This is a genomic window from Flavobacterium notoginsengisoli (assembly GCF_014207905.1).
Classification (GTDB): domain Bacteria; phylum Bacteroidota; class Bacteroidia; order Flavobacteriales; family Flavobacteriaceae; genus Flavobacterium; species Flavobacterium notoginsengisoli_A.
In genome coordinates this window covers 89480-109260 of record NZ_JACHLB010000010.1, presented here as the reverse complement: position 1 = coordinate 109260, position 19781 = coordinate 89480, and the positions used below count along the sequence as shown (strand labels likewise).

At 34.1% G+C, this 19781-nt stretch carries 10 protein-coding genes; 4 read left to right on the top strand and 6 right to left on the bottom strand.

Translation table 11 applies throughout. From position 1 onward, the window contains the following. Positions 1-174: 174 nt before the first annotated feature. Both HNP35_RS22515 and HNP35_RS22510 read left to right on the top strand, forming a co-directional pair. Positions 175-1557: a Kelch repeat-containing protein gene (locus HNP35_RS22515; protein WP_184167611.1), complete on the top strand. Its 1383-nt coding sequence runs from the start codon at positions 175-177 to the stop codon at positions 1555-1557. 87 nt (positions 1558-1644) lie between these two features. Next, the gene (locus tag HNP35_RS22510) at positions 1645-3045 is read left to right on the top strand and encodes a Kelch repeat-containing protein (protein WP_184167613.1); all 1401 of its coding nucleotides are present in this window, start codon (positions 1645-1647) and stop codon (positions 3043-3045) included. 66 nt (positions 3046-3111) lie between these two features. On the opposite strand, the gene HNP35_RS22505 is transcribed toward HNP35_RS22510, so the two are convergent. From HNP35_RS22505 to HNP35_RS22490, 4 genes are all read right to left on the bottom strand, one after another. Beyond that, positions 3112-5376 (bottom strand): aconitate hydratase, encoded by a 2265-nt coding sequence (locus HNP35_RS22505; RefSeq protein ID WP_184167615.1) that lies wholly within the window; start codon positions 5374-5376, stop codon positions 3112-3114. 129 nt (positions 5377-5505) lie between these two features. Beyond that, positions 5506-8277: a bifunctional aconitate hydratase 2/2-methylisocitrate dehydratase gene (locus HNP35_RS22500; RefSeq protein WP_184167617.1), complete on the bottom strand. Its 2772-nt coding sequence runs from the start codon at positions 8275-8277 to the stop codon at positions 5506-5508. A 413-nt stretch (positions 8278-8690) separates the two neighbouring features. Beyond that, a complete protein-coding gene (locus HNP35_RS22495) occupies positions 8691-9644 on the bottom strand; it encodes an AAA family ATPase (RefSeq protein ID WP_184167619.1) in 954 nt (317 codons plus the stop codon). A 78-nt stretch (positions 9645-9722) separates the two neighbouring features. Further along, complete coding sequence (locus HNP35_RS22490; RefSeq protein ID WP_184167621.1) at positions 9723-11156, bottom strand: peptidylprolyl isomerase; 1434 nt, start codon at positions 11154-11156, stop codon at positions 9723-9725. A 498-nt stretch (positions 11157-11654) separates the two neighbouring features. Between HNP35_RS22490 and HNP35_RS22485 the strand changes: the two genes are divergently transcribed. Further along, positions 11655-13097 carry an alpha-amylase gene (locus tag HNP35_RS22485; protein ID WP_184167623.1) on the top strand — a complete coding sequence of 481 codons (1443 nt, stop codon included), beginning with the start codon at positions 11655-11657 and terminating at the stop codon, positions 13095-13097. 148 nt (positions 13098-13245) lie between these two features. Continuing rightward, the gene (locus tag HNP35_RS22480; RefSeq protein WP_184167626.1) at positions 13246-14838 is read left to right on the top strand and encodes a peptide chain release factor 3; all 1593 of its coding nucleotides are present in this window, start codon (positions 13246-13248) and stop codon (positions 14836-14838) included. A gap of 249 nt (positions 14839-15087) precedes the next feature. Here HNP35_RS22480 and HNP35_RS22475 read toward each other — a convergent pair whose 3' ends face one another. Continuing rightward, a complete protein-coding gene (locus HNP35_RS22475) occupies positions 15088-15399 on the bottom strand; it encodes a DUF3467 domain-containing protein (protein WP_109192123.1) in 312 nt (103 codons plus the stop codon). 10 nt (positions 15400-15409) lie between these two features. Continuing rightward, entirely contained in the window at positions 15410-19717 is a 4308-nt protein-coding gene (gene rpoC, locus HNP35_RS22470; RefSeq protein ID WP_184167629.1) for a DNA-directed RNA polymerase subunit beta', read from the bottom strand. Between the last annotated feature and the right edge of the window lie 64 nt (positions 19718-19781).

The window sequence follows — 19781 nt, the reverse complement described above, 5'->3', positions numbered from 1 at the left end:
TATTACCTCACAGGCGAATTTAACGCTTAAAACTATAAATGCCATAATTTTTAACAATTATTTTACTCCAAATTAACAAGAAAGGTATGAAAATTGCGTCAACTTTTTGAAACCGTTGATTTTACAAAAACCACTATCAACAAGCCATAAACTAATTCAAAATCCTGATAACTTATGAAAAAGCTACTTTATTTGATCATTTTTCTGCCTTTTATTACAAATGCACAAACAATCAGAGGAATTGTAAAATCTCAAACCACTAATCTCCCTTTAGAAGATGCTAATATCTACGCGTTGTATACTCAAACTGGCACAATAACTGATGAAAATGGAGAGTTTTTATTAAATAAAAAGATAAAAGCTGGTGATACACTTCAGGTTTCTCATATTGGATATATCACAACAAAAATTGCAGTTACTGATTTAAAAAAATCAAATTATATTATTTCACTTGAAGAAGATATTCAAAATCTACAGAATGTAGAAATTTCAAATCACAAGACCAAATTAAAATCAAAACTTGATTTTACAAAGTTGGCATCTTTAGATAACCCTCTTTATTCTTTTGGTTCGGCTGTGATAGATGGCAAAATTTATATTGTAGGGGGGGATATCAGTGACGAAGATAATGCATTAAACATCTTAAAAGAAAGAGGTATAGACTCTGACAATGACCCTATGTTTCAAATTAAATACATGCAATTACGTAATCAGCTAACCGCTAGAAAATTTTATAGAGAAGATTTACTTGTTTATGACCCAAAAACAGATAAATGGGAAAAATCGAATACAAAATTCAAGAGGAGAGCCTATCATAACGTAAATTATTACAACAATACACTTTATATTTTAGGTGGAAAAAGAGTATCTACAAATCAAAAATTTGAATATTTAGAGAATGAAATTGAAGTTTTTGACATTAATAAAAATACGATTACAATTGACAAAACCAATCCACATCAAGCAGCAGATTTTGCTTCTTTTGTTTATAAAGACAATATAATTGCTATGGGTGGCTCAATAAAAAATACGGAAAGAGGACAAAAAACCTTCACTGACAAAGTTCACATGTACAATATCACTTCAGGACTTTGGTATGAGCTGGAAAAAATGCCAGTAGCCAAAGAAATTAAGGGAGTTTTGATTGGTGACAAAATCTTTACCATTGGAAATAAAGACAATAAGAGTTTATCTGAAATTCAGAGTTTTGATTTGATAAATGAGACATGGAAAAACGAAGCAACCTTAATTTCTCGACTAGAAGATCCTTCAATTGCTTATAACGCTGATGATATTTACCTTTTTGAAAAGGGAAAATTGTCAATTTACAACACAAAATCAAAACAAATTAAAGAGTACTTTGTTGATCTTGAATTAAAAGCTGCCACTATGCATTTTTTGAATAATAAATTATACATTATTGGAGGTTATTCTTTTGGCACGTTCGCAAAAACTCCCTCATCAAAAGTATACAGTATTTCTATTGACGAATTTGACAATACCTTACCACATCGTATTAGAATTTTATCGCAAAACAATGTAGCGCAGTCGAACTAATATTTGCAAAGATCATTATCAAAATGAAAAATGCCTCGAAAAACTGGGCGTTTTCTAAACTTAGTAAAAACCAAACTCAATTGTATTGTGAAAAAACTACTTTACATTGTTATTTTACTGCCATTTATTGCAAATGCGCAAACTATAAACGGAATTATTAAATCTCAAGCTACTAGTTTACCAATAGAAGATGCTAACATTTATGCGTTGAAGACTAAAATTGGAACTTTAACCAACGAGAAAGGAGAGTTTTTATTGAATAATAAAATAAAGCCAAATGACACTCTTCAGGTTTCTCACATTGGATATATTACCTCAAAAATTGCAATTTCAGATTTAAAGAAATCGGGTTATATCATCATGCTTGAAGAAGATGTGCAAACTTTAAAAAATGTAACCATTACCGATAATAGCTGGTCGAAATTAAAATCAAAAATAGATTTTACGAAACTGTCTTCTTTAGAATATGGCATTTATTCTTTTGGTTCTGTAGTTGCAGATGGCAAAATTTATGTTGTTGGAGGTGATAATAGCGAACAATGGAATATTTTAACCACCATTAAGGGAAAAAACATAGGTGGTGACCCTACTAGATTCAGCGACCCTGGATTTGCAAATAGATACCAGCAAGAACTTGCAGGTGATCCTAATGAAAGAATTTTCTTCAAGGGAAATCTATTTATTTATGATTCAAAAACAGATCTTTGGGAGAAATCGAATCAAAACTTTAACAAAAGAGCTTATCATAACATAAATTTTCACAACAATATACTTTATGTTTTAGGAGGAAAAAAAACACCAATCGCTAAAAAACGTGAATATTTAGATAACGAAATTGAAGTTTTTGACCTTAACACAAATAAACTTGTAATTGACAAAACTAATCCTCATAAAGCTGTAAATTTTGCTTCTTTCACTTACAAGGATAACATCATCGTCATGGGTGGCTCAATAAGATCAACTGAAAGCGGTATAAAAACTTTTACTGATAAAGTACATTTATACAATTTAACTTCCGGGTTATGGTATGAATTAGCAAAAATGCCAGTAGCCCAAGAAATTAAAGGGGTTTTGATTGGCGATAAAATCTTTACAATTGGCAATACCGATAACAGAAGTTTTTCTGAGATTCAGAGTTTTGATTTAATAAAGGAAAGCTGGAAATCTGAAGCAATTTTACTTTGCCGCCTTGAAAATCCTGCAATTACATATAACGATGATATTATTTATATGTTTGAAGAAGGAAAATTGTTAGTTTACAATATAAAATCAAAACTAATTAAAGAATATTCTATTAAGCTTGAGCTAAAATCTGCTGCAATGCATTTTATTAATGACAAATTATATATTATTGGAGGATATGATTTTAGAAATTACTACACATCTCCTTCATCAAAAGTATACAGTATCTCTCTTGATGAATTTGACACCACAAGGCCTTACCGTGTTAGAGTTTTATCTGAAAATAATGTGGCAAATAGAAATTAATCTTATTTGCCAAAACAAAAAAGCTCTGTTTTTACAGAGCTTTTTTTTGTTTATATAAATCAAATATTAAGCTTTTCCAGCCGCAATTAAGTTTAATGCAGAACCTGCAACAAACCAGCCAATTTGTCCTTCATTGTATGTATGGTTTGCCAAGATAATATCTTTTGTACCATCTGCGTGAACAAATTCTAATGTCAATGGTTTTCCTGGAGCAAATTCTGTTAAATCTAAGAAGTTAATTGTATCATCTTCTTGAATTTTATCATAATCGGCTTCATTTGCAAAAGTTAATCCCAAAAGACCTTGCTTTTTAAGATTTGTTTCGTGGATACGAGCGAAAGATTTTACTAATACCGCTTTAACTCCTAAGAAACGAGGTTCCATCGCGGCATGCTCACGAGAAGAACCTTCACCATAATTATGATCTCCTACTACAATAGAAGGAACTCCTGCAGCTTTGTATGCGCGCGCAACTGCTGGCACCGCATCGTATTGTCCTGTTAATTGATTTTTAACAGAGTTTGTTTTTTGATTATAAGCATTAACAGCTCCAATCAACATATTATTTGAAATATTATCTAAATGTCCACGGAAACGTAACCAAGGCCCTGCCATAGAAATATGATCTGTTGTACATTTTCCAAATGCTTTAATTAACAATTTTGCACCAGTAATATTTTTACCATCCCAAGCAATAAACGGAGCCAATAATTGCAAACGCTCTGAAGTCGGATTTACCACAACCTGAACTCCTGAACCATCCGCTGCTGGAGCCTGAAATCCTGGGTCTTCAGCATAGAAACCTTTTGCAGGAAGCTCGTCTCCCGTTGGAGCATCAAGCATCACTTCTTCCCCATCTTCGTTGATTAATTTATCTGTCAATGGATTAAAACCTAAATCTCCTGCAATTGCCATTGCGGTTACCAATTCTGGAGAACCAACAAAAGCTAAGGTATTAGGATTACCATCTGCACGTTTTGAGAAGTTACGGTTGAAAGAGTGAACAATTGTGTTTCTTTCTTCTTTTTCTGCTCCTTCTCTATCCCACATACCAATACATGGTCCACAAGCATTTGCAAAAACCGTAGCGCCAATTTTATGGAACGTATCAATAAATCCGTCTCTTTCAATAGTAGAACGAACGACTTCAGAACCTGGTGTAATAGTAAACTCTGCTTTTGTCTTTAAGTTTTTAGCCGCAACTTGTCTCGCCAAAGAAGCTGCACGAGAAATATCTTCGTAAGATGAATTGGTACAAGAACCAATTAATCCAACCTGAATCTGCAATGGCCAATTATTTTTGATTGCCTCGTCTTTCATCTTAGAAATCGGTGTAGCTAAATCTGGAGTAAAAGGTCCATTCAAATGCGGTTCTAATTCAGACAAATTAATTTCGATTACTTGATCAAAATATTGCTCTGGATTTGCATAAACTTCTGGATCTCCTGTCAAATATGGCGCAATTTTATCTGCTGCATCTGCAACATCTGCTCTATTTGTAGAACGAAGGTAACGCCCCATTGAAGCATCATAACCAAAAGTTGAAGTTGTAGCCCCAATTTCAGCCCCCATATTACAGATAGTTCCTTTACCAGTACAAGACATTGATGTTGCTCCTTCGCCAAAATATTCTACAATAGCACCAGTTCCTCCTTTTACAGTCAGAATACCAGCAACTTTCAAAATAACATCTTTAGGAGCTGTCCAACCCGACAATTTACCCGTTAATTTAACCCCAATTAGTTTCGGAAATTTAAGCTCCCATGCCATACCAGACATTACATCTACAGCATCAGCTCCACCTACTCCAATTGCAACCATTCCTAAACCACCTGCGTTTACTGTGTGAGAATCGGTACCAATCATCATTCCTCCAGGAAAAGCGTAATTTTCAAGTACAACTTGGTGAATAATTCCTGCTCCTGGCTTCCAGAAACCAATTCCATATTTATTAGAAACAGATGATAAAAAGTCAAAAACCTCATTACTTTGTGTTTTTGCTCTAGCCAAATCGGTTACAGCATCTACTTTTGCTTGAATCAAGTGATCGCAGTGAACTGTTGTTGGCACTGCTACTTTAGATTTTCCAGCATGCATAAACTGTAATAATGCCATTTGTGCTGTTGCATCTTGACAAGCAACACGATCTGGCGCGAAGTCAACATAATCAACTCCTCGCTTAAAAACCTTAGATGGTGCTCCATCCCAAAGGTGATTATATAAAATTTTCTCTGTTAATGTAAGTGGACGACCAACAAGTTCTCGTGCTTTGTCGACACGTGATGGCATGTTTTCGTACACTTTTTTAATCATTTCGATATCAAAAGCCATAGTTTTTTATGTTTGTTTTTGTTTTTTTTATTTGATTTTGAACATCACAAGTTACAAAAAATAGAAGAGCTATAAAAGAAAAAGCCCGAGTTTATCGCTCGGGCTTTTAAAATATTAATAATCGTAAGATTACATAACTAATGACTTGTTTGAAGGCGCAAACTTAGTTAAGTTGATACCGTCAACTGCCGCAGTATATTCTTCAATAGTAGGAGTTCTTCCTAAAATTGTAGACAATACCACAACTGGAGTAGAAGAAAGAAGAGACTCTCCTTTTTTACCTTCTTTGTCCTCTACAACTCTTCCTTGGAAAAGACGAGTTGAAGTTGCCATTACAGTATCTCCTTTAGCCGCTTTTTCTTGGTTACCCATACAAAGGTTACATCCTGGACGCTCTAAATATAACATGTTTTCGTATTCAGTACGTGCTGCACCTTTTGGAGCATCATCATTAAATTCGAAACCTGAATATTTTTGTAAAACTTCCCAATCACCTTCAGCTTTAAGCTCATCCACAATGTTATATGTTGGTGGCGCTACTACAAGCGGTGCTTTAAATTCCACTTTACCTGTTTGTGCTTCAACATTTTTCAACATTTGAGCAAGGATTTTCATATCTCCTTTGTGAACCATACAAGAACCGATAAATCCAAGATCTACTTTTTTATCTCCTCCGTAGAAAGATAAAGGTCTGATTGTATCGTGAGTATATCGTTTAGAAACATCAGCGTTATTTACGTCTGGGTCAGCGATCATTGGCTCAGCAATTTGATCCAAATCAACTACAACTTCAGCATAATATTTAGCATTAGCATCTGGAGTTAAAGCTGGTTTTTCTGCCGATTTAATTTCAGCAATTCTCTTATCAGCTTTGTTGATTAATCCTTGAAGAACGTGTTTATCGTTATCCATTCCTTTATCAATCATAATTTGGATTCTGCCTTTCGCAATTTCCAATGATTCGATTAAAGTATCATCCTCAGAAATACAGATAGAAGCTTTTGCTTTCATCTCTGCAGTCCAGTCTGTAAATGTAAAGGCTTGGTCAGCAGTAAGTGTTCCGATGTGAACCTCAATGATTCTTCCTTGGAATACATTTTCTCCTCCAAATTGGTGAAGCATTTGCGCTTGAGTAGCATGAACAACATCACGGAAGTCCATGTATCCTTTCATATCTCCTTTGAAAGTCACTTTTACAGATTCTGGAATTGGCATAGAAGCCTCTCCTGTAGCTAATGCAAGAGCAACAGTTCCTGAGTCAGCACCAAAAGCAACTCCTTTTGACATTCTTGTATGAGAGTCACCACCAATAATGATAGCCCACTCGTCAATAGTAATATCGTTAAGTACTTTGTGGATTACGTCAGTCATTGAATGATAAACACCTTTCGGGTCACGAGCTGTAATTAATCCGAAATCGTTCATGAATTTCATCAATTTAGGAATGTTAGCCTGCGCTTTTTTATCCCAAACAGAAGCAGTGTGACAACCTGATTGGTAAGCACCGTCAACGATTGGCGAAATTACTGTAGCCGCCATCGACTCTAATTCCTGAGCAGTCATCAAACCTGTAGTATCTTGAGATCCTACGATATTAACTTCTACACGAACATCAGATCCAGCGTGCAAAACTTTGCCAGGAGCAATACCAACAGCATTTTTGTTGAAGATTTTCTCAACAGCAGTCAAACCTTGACCTTCGTGAGAAACTTCTTTTGATGGAGCATATACAAGCGGAGCTTCAACACCTAAAACTTTTGCTGCTAATGTTTGTAATTTTTTACCAAAAACAATAGCGTATGAACCACCAGCTTTAATAAATTCCATTTTCTGAGGCGTGAATGCCTTAGAAATATCAATTAATTCTTGATCTCCGTTATATAATTTTTTCTCTTTAATATTGATAGTCAAAACTGTTCCTGTAGCAACAGAATAAGCTTGTTCTAAAATTGGCTCATCATTTTCGTTACGAAGAACATTTCCATTTTCGTCAACTTTTTTAACCCAGTTTTTAAGATCTAAACCAATACCTCCAGTTACGTCAACAGTAGTTAAGAAAATTGGAGAAATTCCATTTGTTCCTCCAACGATTGGAGCAATATTTACAAATGGAATATAAGGACTTGCTTGTTTTCCTGTCCAAAGTGCCACGTTGTTAACACCTGACATTCTAGAAGAACCAACTCCCATTGTTCCTTTTTCAGCAATCAACATTACACTTTTATCTGGATGTTGTGCCTGCAATTCTCTAATTTCTTGCTGTGCTTGAGGCGTAATCATACATTGACCATGCAATTCACGATCTGAACGCGAGTGCGCTTGATTACCTGGAGAAAGTAAATCTGTAGAAATATCTCCCTCTCCAGCAATAAAAGTAACTACTTTAATTTCGTCAGCTACTTCTGGAAGTTTTGTAAAGAATTCAGCTTGAGCATAGCTTTCAAGAATTTCTTTAGCAATTTCATTATTATTTTTGAATGCCTCTACTAAACGATCCGTATCTGCTTCGTAAAGGAAAACTTGTGTTTTAAGTACTTTTGCAGCTTCTTTTGCAGTAGCCACATCATTTCCTAAAGCTAAATCAAGTAAAACTTCAATAGAAGGTCCACCTTTCATGTGCGATAATAATTCAAAAGCAAAAGCTGGAGTAATTTCTTTTACCACAGATTGGCCCAGAATAATTTCTTTTAAAAACTTAGCTTTTTCGCCAGCAGCACTAGTAGTACCTGGCAATGTATTATAAATAAAAAACTTAAGAGAATCTTCTCTGTATTCGTTATCTAAATCTTTGATTTGTGAAATGATTTCGCTTACTAATTCAGCTCCATCAATTGGCTTCGGATGAAGACCTAAGGCTTTTCTTTCTTCAATTTCTTGAATGTAATCTTTGTAAGTATTCATAATTTAAGTAGAAGTATTTTTTTTTGTACGCAAATTTAAAGATTAAAGCTGAGAATTAAAAAAAATATAATAGAAGTCGCGTTTTCAAAAAATATTATTGTTAAAAAACGATTTTCAATGCTTGTTTTTAATAAAAAAACATTTTTTTAATACAAAATTGATTTTTTGATATTTTAAAATCTTTTCTTTAACAAAGTCGAAATTTGATGTTATAAACCAAGTAAGATTTTACCTCTGTTTTAGTAAAGAAACGTTCTAAATAAGCAATTATAACGTTATAGTTGAGATTTTCAACATCAATTATACCCACTTTTTAAGCTGATCAAATTTATTATATCCAAAAAAAAATCATTATAAAACCAAAAAAAGGTCTGACAAAATAATCAGACCTTTTTGAAATTTATTGCTATAATTTACATCAACTTCTTAATAATAACTTCTTCTGTTATCCCTTCAGCATCTGCTTTATAATTTTTAATAATTCTGTGTCTTAAAATTCCGGTCGCAACTGCCTGAACATCTTCAATATCTGGCGAAAATTTCCCATTGAAAGCGGCATGCGCTTTGGCTGCTAAAATTAAATTTTGCGAAGCTCTAGGTCCAGCTCCCCAATCTAAATAGTTTTTCACAAAATCATTAGACAATGAATTATCTGGTCTGGTTTTGCTAACTAAAGCTACAGCATATTCGATAACATTATCAGCAACAGGAATTCTACGAATTAAATGCTGAAAATCGATAATTTCCTGCGCATTAAACAACGGATTAATTACTGTTTTTTCATCTGAAGTGGTTCTTTTTACCACTTGAACTTCTTCTTCAAAAGTCGGGTACTCTAGTTTAATCGCAAACATAAAACGGTCCAACTGTGCTTCTGGCAACGGATAAGTTCCTTCCTGCTCAATTGGATTTTGTGTTGCTAAGACAAAATACGGCAAATCTAATTTATGATGTTGTCCTGCAATAGTAACCGATCTTTCCTGCATGGCTTCTAGAAGAGCTGCTTGCGTTTTTGGAGGTGTTCTATTAATCTCGTCAGCAAGGATAATGTTAGAAAAGATAGGCCCTTTAATAAATTTGAAATTTCTATTCTCATCTAGAATTTCACTTCCCAAAATATCCGAAGGCATTAAATCTGGTGTAAACTGAATTCTTTTAAAATCTAAACCTAAAGCTTGAGATAAGGTATTTATCATTAAGGTTTTTGCCAAACCTGGTACACCAATTAAAAGTGCATGTCCTCCTGAAAATATACAAAGTAAAATTTGATCTACAACGGCGTCTTGCCCTACAATTATTTTCGCTATTTCTTTTTTTAGTTCATTCCTTTTTTGAACTAAATTGTGAATTGCTGTTACGTCAGACATTTATGAGTGTATTTAAAATTAAAAAGAGTTAGCTCTACGAATTCATAAAACTAACTCTTTTTATTTATTTAATAAAAATTATTTTTTCAACCAGTTGTTTGCGAAAGCACATTCTTTGTACTCTCCAATAATTTTAATGTAAGTATCTTTAATTTTTGCATCAAACCATTTTGCGATTGCATTGATCTGCTTTTCTTTCAATGCCAACTCTTTGATTTTAGTATAATCTTTAGCGTAATCTGCAGTATGCTCATCAATTCTGTTGGTTACTGTAATTAATTTATAGGTTTTTTTACCTTTATCATCTGTATTTAAAAGAGGCTGAGAAACTTCATTCCCTTTTAAATTAGAAACTTGGCTGTACAATACAGGATCCATTTTTGTTAATTCAAATCTAGTATCTTGAGTTGTAGGATTTACTAAAGTTCCTCCGTTTGCTCTTGTCTCTTTTTCATCAGATTCATTTCTTGCAGCATCTGCAAATGAAATTTCGTTCCCAACAATTTTATTTCTGATATTGGTAATTCTTTCTTTTGCTTCTTTTAAAGCTGCATCAGAAACAGTTGGAGAAATTAAGATATGACGAAGTTCTACTTCTTGTCCTTTTATTTTATCTACCATTATAATATGAAAACCAAAATTAGTTTCGAATGGTGCAGAAATTTCTCCAGCTTGTAAACTAAAAGCAACATCTTTAAATTCTTTTACGAAAGGAGTCTTTCTTGTCATTTTATAATATCCTCCGTTTGGAGCAGAACCAGGATCCTGAGAATATAAAACCGCCTTAGTTGCAAAACTCGAACCTTCTAAAACATCTTGTCTTATGGCATTCAATCTATCAATTACTTTTTGCTTATCTTCTTTAGAAACCTTAGGTTCAACAACAATTTGTGCTACTTCCATTTCGGCACCAAAAGTTGGCAATTCATCTTTTGGAATTTTCTTAAAGAAATTACGAACTTCTTCAGGAGTAATTTCAACATCTTTAACGATTTTATCTCTCATTTCTGATGCCAATTTTTGCTCTTTCAAGATATCAGCAAAATAAGTTTTAAATTCTTCTACAGAGCTCTTTTTATAATACTCAACAACTTTATTAATGTCACCACCAACTTGTTGAGTCATATAGTTTAAACGCTCTTCCATCATACCTCTAACCTCTGCATCACTTACAATAATACTATCCTGAATGGCTTGGTGAGCGTATAATTTATCTTCTAGAAGCTTTCCAAGCATTTGGCATCTTGTAATATCTTTAATAGATCCTCCTTGCGCGGTAATTTCCAAAAATCCTTTATCAATATCAGAATCCAATACGATGTAATCTCCTACTGTAGCAATAATTCCATCAATTTTTAATTTTCCACCTGAAGGTTTTTCAGCAGGTTTTTCAGCAACAACATCTGGAATTATTTCTTGTGCTGCGACAATTGGAGCAAAAAAAAGAAAAAAACAAACTGTTAGAACAAACTTGTAATCAATTGCTTTTAGCTGTAATTTTTTTAATAACATTATTTTAAATTTTATTTGAATGTAAAGCCTGCTTGAGATAACCTGCCAAAGTTATTTATATTTTTCGAAATACTTCCTGAAACATAAATAATTAGTATAGCTCTTTTATAACTTATAACGAACAAAAATAACAATTCAATTACATAATACAACTATCCGATATAGTATTAACAAAAAATTATAGGATAGCTTTCAAATCTGCTTTCAAAGATTTATTTCTTCTCTCTTTCAGCATAATACACAACACCACCAAAAATGATCTGTGGCATTTGATTTTAAGCTTTAATAAAACACTTAAAATTAGCTAGATAAAAAAAGTTCTCAACACTATAACGTTTTCGTAATATAATATTTTCCTACAAAATGAAATTAAATCAAAAAAAACATACTTTAGGTGCGTAATTGATAATTTATATACCGTTATAAAATCATTTTTTAGTTTTAATAACAACAAAATTATTAATTACAAAAAGACTATTTAACTCAACCACATCTATTATGAAAAAACCTATTTTAAAGTTATGCCTATTTACGGCTATTACAGGATTATTTTATTCGTGTTCTACAAATGAAGTTAACGAACTAGATTCAAAAGCCGAAAGTGAGCAATTCAAAATTATTGAAGTTACCCATCACGATGGAAAACCCTTTAGTACTGGAATCCCTAATTCATCCACAACTGCAAAATATGTAGACAATCCCGGAGGTGGCGTTATGATGCAAGCATTCTATTGGGATGTTCCTGCTGGTGGAAATTGGTGGAACACTGTAAGCAGCAAAGTAACTGCATGGGGAAATGCTGGAATTGGCTCTATATGGCTTCCTCCTGCTTCTAAGGCTCAAAATGGAGCATTTTCGATGGGTTACGACCCAACTGATTATTTTGATTTTGGAGATTATAATCAGAATGGAACTATTGAAACTCGCTTTGGATCAAAAGCAGAATTGGTAAGTTTAATTACAAAAGCACATACGGAAAACATGAAAGTTTATGCTGACATAGTAATTAATCATAATAGCGGAGGACAATCTGAAGCTAATCCTTTTACAGGTACAAATACATGGACTAATTTTAATGGAATTGCTTCTGGAAAATTTAAGCGTACTTATGTTAATTTTTATAAAAATAGTTTCGGCAATAATGATGAAGGTTCTTTTGGTGGATTCCCAGATTTATGCCATGCCGATCCTTATGTAAAAGATTGGTTGTGGCTTCGTGCTGATGGAGTTGGTAAATATTATAAAAATACCATGAAATTTGACGGCTGGAGATTTGACTATGTTAAAGGTTTTGGCGCATGGGTTGTAAATGCGTGGAATGCTAATGTTGGCGGATTTTCTGTTGGAGAATTATGGGATTCGAATGTAAATGTGCTAAATGATTGGGCAAACGCAGCAAATAGCTCTGTTTTTGATTTTGCTTGTTATTACAAGATGAATGATGCTTTTGATGGAAATAATCTTGCTCTTTTAAATGATGATATGATGTGGAAAAGAAACCCGTACAAAGCGGTAACTTTTGTAACCAATCATGACACAGACGAAATTTGGAGCAAAATGTTGGCGTACTCATATATATTAACTCACGAAGGTTACCCAACTATTTTCTACAGAGATTATGAAGAATGGCTAGATAAAAATAAACTGAATAACTTAATCTGGATTCACAATAACAAAGCAACCGGAACAACTTCTATTTTATATTCTGACAACGATGAATATGTCGCAAGAAGAAATGGTTATAATGGAAATCCTGGTTTAGTAGTTTACATCAACAATTCAGATGTTTGGCAAGAAAGATGGATTCAGACTAATTGGGCCAATACACAAATTAAAGATTTTACAGGAAATTCAACTTGGTACCCAACAACTCAAGCAGACAAATGGGTAAAAATACAGTGTCCCCCAAAAGGATATTCAATTTGGTCAATTAATCAGTAATTTTAAAAATGACTATCTTAAGGCTGTTGCAAAACAGCCTTATTTTTTTATTTAAATGCTTTTAAAAATAAAGACTTCCAAAATTAAGAAGTGAATATTTTTATAAAGCCGTATTTAATAGTACTTTTGCAACCTATTTATACGAAATATGAGCTTTTTAAAAGAAATACAACGCAGAAGAACATTTGGAATTATCTCGCACCCCGATGCAGGTAAAACTACATTAACAGAGAAATTACTGTTATTTGGAGGGGCTATTCAAGAAGCGGGAGCTGTAAAGAATAATAAAATTAAAAAAGGAGCAACGAGTGACTTTATGGAAATCGAACGCCAAAGAGGTATCTCGGTTTCGACTTCTGTACTTGCTTTTAATTATAAAGACAAAAAAATCAATATCCTTGATACTCCAGGACACAAGGATTTTGCCGAAGATACTTTTAGAACTTTAACTGCTGTTGACAGTGTTATCGTTGTAATTGACGTTGCAAAAGGGGTTGAGGAACAAACAGAAAAATTAGTTGCAGTTTGTAGAATGCGTAACATTCCTATGATTGTCTTCATTAACAAATTAGATCGTGAAGGTAAAGATGCTTTCGATTTGATGGATGAAGTTGAGCAAAAATTAGGTTTAAAAGTCACGCCTTTAAGTTTTCCAATCGGAATGGGTTATGATTTTCAAGGAATTTATAATCTTTGGGAAGAAAACATCAACCTTTTTAGCGGGGACAGCCGTAAAAATATTGAAGAAACAATTGCTTTTTCTGATGTACAAAACAATCCAGAATTAGATAAAATTGTAGGAGAAAAAGCAGCTAATAAACTTCGTGAAGAATTAGAATTAATTGATGAAGTTTATCCAAAATTTGAGCGTCAGGACTATTTAGACGGAAAAATTCAGCCAGTGTTCTTTGGTTCTGCTTTAAATAACTTTGGAGTTCGTGAGCTATTAGATTGTTTTATTACAATCGCTCCATCCCCAAGAGCAAAAGATTCTGAAACTCGTACAGTTGAACCAACAGAAGAAAAAATGTCTGGTTTTGTTTTCAAAATCCACGCTAATATGGATCCAAAACACCGCGACCGTTTAGCTTTTATTAAAATCGTTTCTGGAACTTTCGAAAGAAATAAACCGTACTACCACGTTCGTCAAAAGAAAAATTTGAAGTTTTCTAGTCCAAATGCCTTCTTTGCGGAGAAAAAAGAGATTGTAGACATTTCTTATCCTGGTGATATTGTTGGTTTGCATGATACCGGAAACTTTAAAATTGGAGATACTTTAACTGAAGGTGAAGTAATGAGTTTTAAAGGAATTCCAAGTTTCTCTCCAGAACACTTTAGATATATTAACAATGCCGACCCAATGAAAGCTAAGCAATTAGAAAAAGGAGTCGATCAGTTGATGGATGAAGGTGTTGCTCAGTTATTTACTTTAGAAATGAACAACCGTAAAGTTATCGGAACGGTTGGAGCACTTCAGTATGAAGTTATTCAATACCGTTTAGAACATGAATACGGAGCAAAATGTACTTATGAAAACTTCCCTGTACATAAAGCTTGTTGGGTAAAACCTGATGACGCTAAAAATGAAGAATTCAAAGAATTTAAACGAATCAAGCAGAAATTCCTTGCTCATGATAAATATGGTCAATTGGTATTCTTAGCCGATTCTGATTTTACAATTCAAATGACACAAAGCAAATATCCAAGTGTGAAATTATATTTTACATCGGAATTTGATTAAGAAATCATGCAAAATAAAAAAAAGCGCTAATATTAAATTAGCGCTTTTTTTTATTCGAATTAATTCAACCTTACTAAGTCATATATTTATTCTAGAAACTTTTCTATATAATGAACAGCTACTAAAGTAAATTAATCGCTCTAGAAACAAAAAAATAGTCGATAAAAACAAAATAAAATCCGTTTAACTGCATCTCTTTCTAAAAATAGAGCAATAAAAAAGCCCCTTAAAAAAGGGGCTTTTAAAGTTTTATGCTTGTCCTGTTGGACCAAAATTAAGCGGAATTGGCGCTTGCTCCGTTTCTTTGATTTCGCCATGTGCGGCCTCAAATCTATGGATGTTTTCACCTATTGCTCTTAACAATCTTTTAGCATGTTGTGGTGTCAAGACAATTCTTGACTTTACCTTGGCTTTAGGAATACCCGGCATAATGCTTACAAAATCTAAAACAAATTCTGATGATGAGTGATTAATAATTGCAAGATTAGAATAAATTCCTTCTGCAATAGTTTCGTCTAACTCAATATTAATTTGCTCTTGTTGTTGTTTCGGATTACTCATAGTTTCCTAATTAATAAATGTATTCTTCTTTATTAGCCATCATTTCGTTGTAATCGTCTTTAGAACCTACGATTGTATTATCGTATTCTCTCATACCAGTTCCTGCAGGAATTCTGTGTCCAACAATTACATTTTCTTTTAATCCTTCTAAGTCATCTACTTTACCAGCTACTGCAGCCTCGTTAAGTACTTTCGTTGTCTCCTGGAATGAAGCCGCAGAAATGAATGATTTAGTTTGTAACGAAGCTCTTGTAATACCTTGTAGAACTGGCGTTGCAGTTGCAGTAATTACATCTCTTGCTACAACAAGATTTTTATCTGTACGTTTCAATAATGAATTTTCATCACGTAATTCACGAGGCGTAATAATCTGACCTGGTTTCAATACTGAAGAATCTCCAGCATCTTCAACCACTTTCATACCGTATAATTTATCGTTTTGAACGATGAAATCTTTAGTGTGAATTAATTGATCTTCTAAGAATAAAGTATCACCTGGATCCTGAACTCTTACTTTACGCATCATTTGACGAATAACAACCTCAAAGTGCTTGTCATTGATTTTTACCCCTTGTAAACGGTAAACCTCTTGAATTTCATTTACCAAGTACTGTTGAACAGCCGCTGGTCCTTGAATTCTTAAGATATCATCTGGTGTAATTGCACCATCAGACAATGGAACTCCCGCTCTTACGAAGTCATTCTCTTGAACTAAGATTTGGCTTGAAAGTTTCACTAGATACTTTTTAACCTCACCAAATTTAGATTCGATAACGATCTCACGGTTACCTCTTTTGATTTTACCGAAAGATACAACTCCATCAATTTCAGATACAACTGCTGGATTTGAAGGGTTACGAGCCTCAAGAAGCTCAGTAATTCTTGGTAAACCTCCCGTGATATCGCCTGCTTTAGAAGAACGACGTGGGATTTTTACTAATACTTTACCTGCTTTAATTTTCTCACCGTTTTCAACCATTAAGTGTGCACCTACTGGCAAGTTGTAAGAACGAATCAATTCACCTTCTTTACCATAAACTAATAAAGTTGGGATTAATTTTTTGTTTCTAGCCTCAGAAATTACTTTTTCTTGGAAACCTGTCTGCTCATCGATCTCAACCATGAACGATTGCCCTTGCTCTAAATCTTCGTAAGCAATCTTACCAGTAAACTCAGAAACAATTACACCGTTATATGGATCCCATTTACAGATTACAGTTCCTTTAGTAACAACGTCTCCATCATTTACAAAAATACTAGATCCGTAAGGAATGTTATGTGTATTTAAAACAATTCCAGTTCCTTCATCAATCAATTTTAATTCAGTTGAACGAGAAACTACAATGTCAACAGAATTACCTTCTCCGTCTTCACCTTTAACTGTTTTTAAATCTTCAATTTCAAGTCTACCGTTGAATCTTGTAACAATACTAGACTCTTCAGAAATACCTCCAGCAACCCCTCCAACGTGGAACGTACGAAGTGTCAACTGTGTACCTGGCTCTCCAATAGACTGAGCTGCAATAACTCCGACAGCTTCACCTCTTTGTGTCATCTTACCAGTAGCTAAGTTTCTACCGTAACATTTAGCACAAATACCTTTTAAAGCTTCACAAGTTAATGGAGATCTAACTTCTACTTTCTCAATTGGAGAAGCTTCGATAGTTCTCATAATTGACTCAGTAATTTGCTCTCCAGATTTCACCATTACTTCATTAGTAAGAGGATTAATTACGTCTTGCAATGCAACACGTCCAAGAATTCTCTCTCCTAAAGATTCAACGATTTCCTCATTTTTCTTCAATGCTGCAACTTCAACACCTCTTAAAGTTCCACAGTCTTCGATGTTAACAATAACATCCTGAGAAACGTCATGAAGCCTTCTTGTCAAGTAACCAGCATCGGCCGTTTTAAGAGCCGTATCCGCAAGACCTTTACGAGCACCGTGAGTAGAAATGAAGTACTCAAGGATCGAAAGACCTTCCTTAAAGTTAGAAAGAATCGGGTTTTCAATAATCTCACCACCACCAGCAGTAGATTTTTTAGGCTTAGCCATCAAACCACGCATACCAGTTAACTGACGAATCTGCTCCTTAGAACCCCTCGCCCCAGAGTCAAGCATCATATATACAGAGTTGAAACCTTGTTGGTCTTCTCTAATATTTTTCATTGCTAACTCTGTCAACTGAGCATTTGCTGAAGTCCATACGTCAATAACTTGGTTGTAACGCTCGTTATTTGTGATAAGACCCATGTTATAGTTAGTTGAGATACCTTCAACTTGCTCTCTAGCATCTGCAATTAACTTCGTTTTTTGTTCTGGAATTCTAATATCACCTAAAGAGAATGATAAACCTCCTCTAAATGCGAATTTATAACCCATATCTTTCATATTATCCAAGAAAGCTGCCGTTGTAGGCACATCAGTTACACTTAAAATGTGTCCGATAATATCTCTAAGGTTTTTCTTAGTCAATACGTCGTTGATATATCCAGCTGCTTCAGGTACTACTTCGTTAAATAATACACGTCCTGCAGTTGTTTGAATAATTTGGTACACTAATTCTCCAGCGTCATTAAAATCTTTTGCACGGATTTTTACACGAGCATTCAATTCTAATCTTCCTTCGTTTAATGCAATATTTACTTCTTCAGCAGAATAGAAAGTCAGATCCTGACCAATAATTTTGTGATCTTCGGTAGAAATACGCTCTTTGGTCATATAGTATAGACCCAAGACCATGTCCTGAGAAGGTACAGTAATTGGAGCACCATTTGCAGGGTTCAAGATATTGTGAGAAGCCAACATTAATAATTGTGCCTCTAAAATAGCCTCTGGTCCTAATGGTAAGTGAACCGCCATCTGGTCACCATCGAAATCGGCGTTGAATGCCGTACATACTAATGGGTGTAACTGGATCGCTTTTCCTTCAATTAATTTTGGTTGGAATGCCTGAATACCAAGTCTGTGCAAAGTAGGAGCACGGTTAAGTAATACTGGGTGTCCTTTAATTACGTTTTCAAGGATATCCCAAACTACAGGCTCTTTTTTGTCAATGATTTTCTTAGCAGATTTTACTGTTTTTACAATACCTCTTTCGATCAATTTACGGATAACGAAAGGTTTGTATAACTCAGAAGCCATATCTTTTGGCAATCCGCACTCATATAATTTTAACTCTGGACCAACGACAATTACCGAACGAGCAGAATAATCCACACGTTTTCCTAAAAGGTTTTGACGGAAACGTCCTTGTTTACCTTTTAATGAGTCAGATAATGATTTTAATGGTCTGTTTGATTCTGTTTTAACAGCAGAAGCTTTACGAGTGTTATCGAACAATGAATCTACAGATTCTTGCAACATACGTTTCTCGTTTCTTAAGATAACTTCTGGAGCTTTAATCTCCATTAATCTTTTCAAACGGTTGTTACGGATGATTACACGACGGTATAAGTCGTTCAAATCTGAAGTTGCAAAACGACCTCCATCAAGTGGCACAAGCGGACGTAATTCTGGCGGGATAACTGGAACCACTTTCATGATCATCCATTCTGGACGGTTTTCGCGGTTTTCGTTAGACTCACGGAAAGATTCAACAACTTGTAATCTTTTTAAAGCCTCAGTTTTTCTTTGTTTAGAAGTCTCATTGTTAGCGCTGTGTCTTAATTCATAAGATAAAGCATCTAAGTCAATACGAGCTAATAAATCCATAATACACTCCGCTCCCATTTTAGCAACGAATTTATTAGGATCTAAATCATCTAAATATTGGTTTTCTTGTGGAAGAGTATCTAAAATGTTTAAGTATTCTTCTTCAGTTAAGAAATCTAATCTTTGTAATGATTCTCCATCTGCATTTTTAGCGATACCTGCTTGGATTACTACGTATCTTTCGTAGTAAATGATCATATCTAATTTCTTAGATGGAAGACCAAGGATATAACCAATTTTGTTTGGAAGAGAACGGAAGTACCAGATGTGAGCGATTGGCACAACAAGGTTGATGTGTCCTACTCTATCACGACGTACTTTTTTCTCAGTAACTTCAACACCACAACGGTCACAGATGATACCTTTGTAACGAATTCTTTTATACTTACCACAAGCACATTCGAAATCTTTTACTGGTCCGAAGATTCTTTCGCAGAAAAGTCCGTCACGCTCTGGTTTGTGAGTTCTATAGTTAATTGTTTCTGGCTTTAAAACCTCTCCTCTTGATTCTTTCAAGATAGATTCTGGTGAAGCCAATCCAATAGAAATTTTGTTAAATCTTTTTACTGGATTTTTTTCTTTATTGTTTCTGTTATTCATCATAGTTTTTACTATTGATTTATTTGCAATTAAAAAATTGAATTTAGATTTATAATCTACTTTTTAA

Bases quoted from the DNA above. Each gene is read 5' to 3' on its own strand.
- HNP35_RS22505 (WP_184167615.1), bottom strand. From the start codon at position 5,376: ATGGCTTTTGATATCGAAATGATTAAAAAAGTGTACGAAAACATGCCA.
- rpoC (WP_184167629.1), bottom strand. From the start codon at position 19,717: ATGATGAATAACAGAAACAATAAAGAAAAAAATCCAGTAAAAAGATTT.
- HNP35_RS22500 (WP_184167617.1), bottom strand. From the start codon at position 8,277: ATGAATACTTACAAAGATTACATTCAAGAAATTGAAGAAAGAAAAGCC.
- HNP35_RS22495 (WP_184167619.1), bottom strand. From the start codon at position 9,644: ATGTCTGACGTAACAGCAATTCACAATTTAGTTCAAAAAAGGAATGAA.
- HNP35_RS22515 (WP_184167611.1), top strand. From the start codon at position 175: ATGAAAAAGCTACTTTATTTGATCATTTTTCTGCCTTTTATTACAAAT.
- HNP35_RS22475 (WP_109192123.1), bottom strand. From the start codon at position 15,399: ATGAGTAATCCGAAACAACAACAAGAGCAAATTAATATTGAGTTAGAC.
- HNP35_RS22490 (WP_184167621.1), bottom strand. From the start codon at position 11,156: ATGTTATTAAAAAAATTACAGCTAAAAGCAATTGATTACAAGTTTGTT.
- HNP35_RS22480 (WP_184167626.1), top strand. From the start codon at position 13,246: ATGAGCTTTTTAAAAGAAATACAACGCAGAAGAACATTTGGAATTATC.
- HNP35_RS22485 (WP_184167623.1), top strand. From the start codon at position 11,655: ATGAAAAAACCTATTTTAAAGTTATGCCTATTTACGGCTATTACAGGA.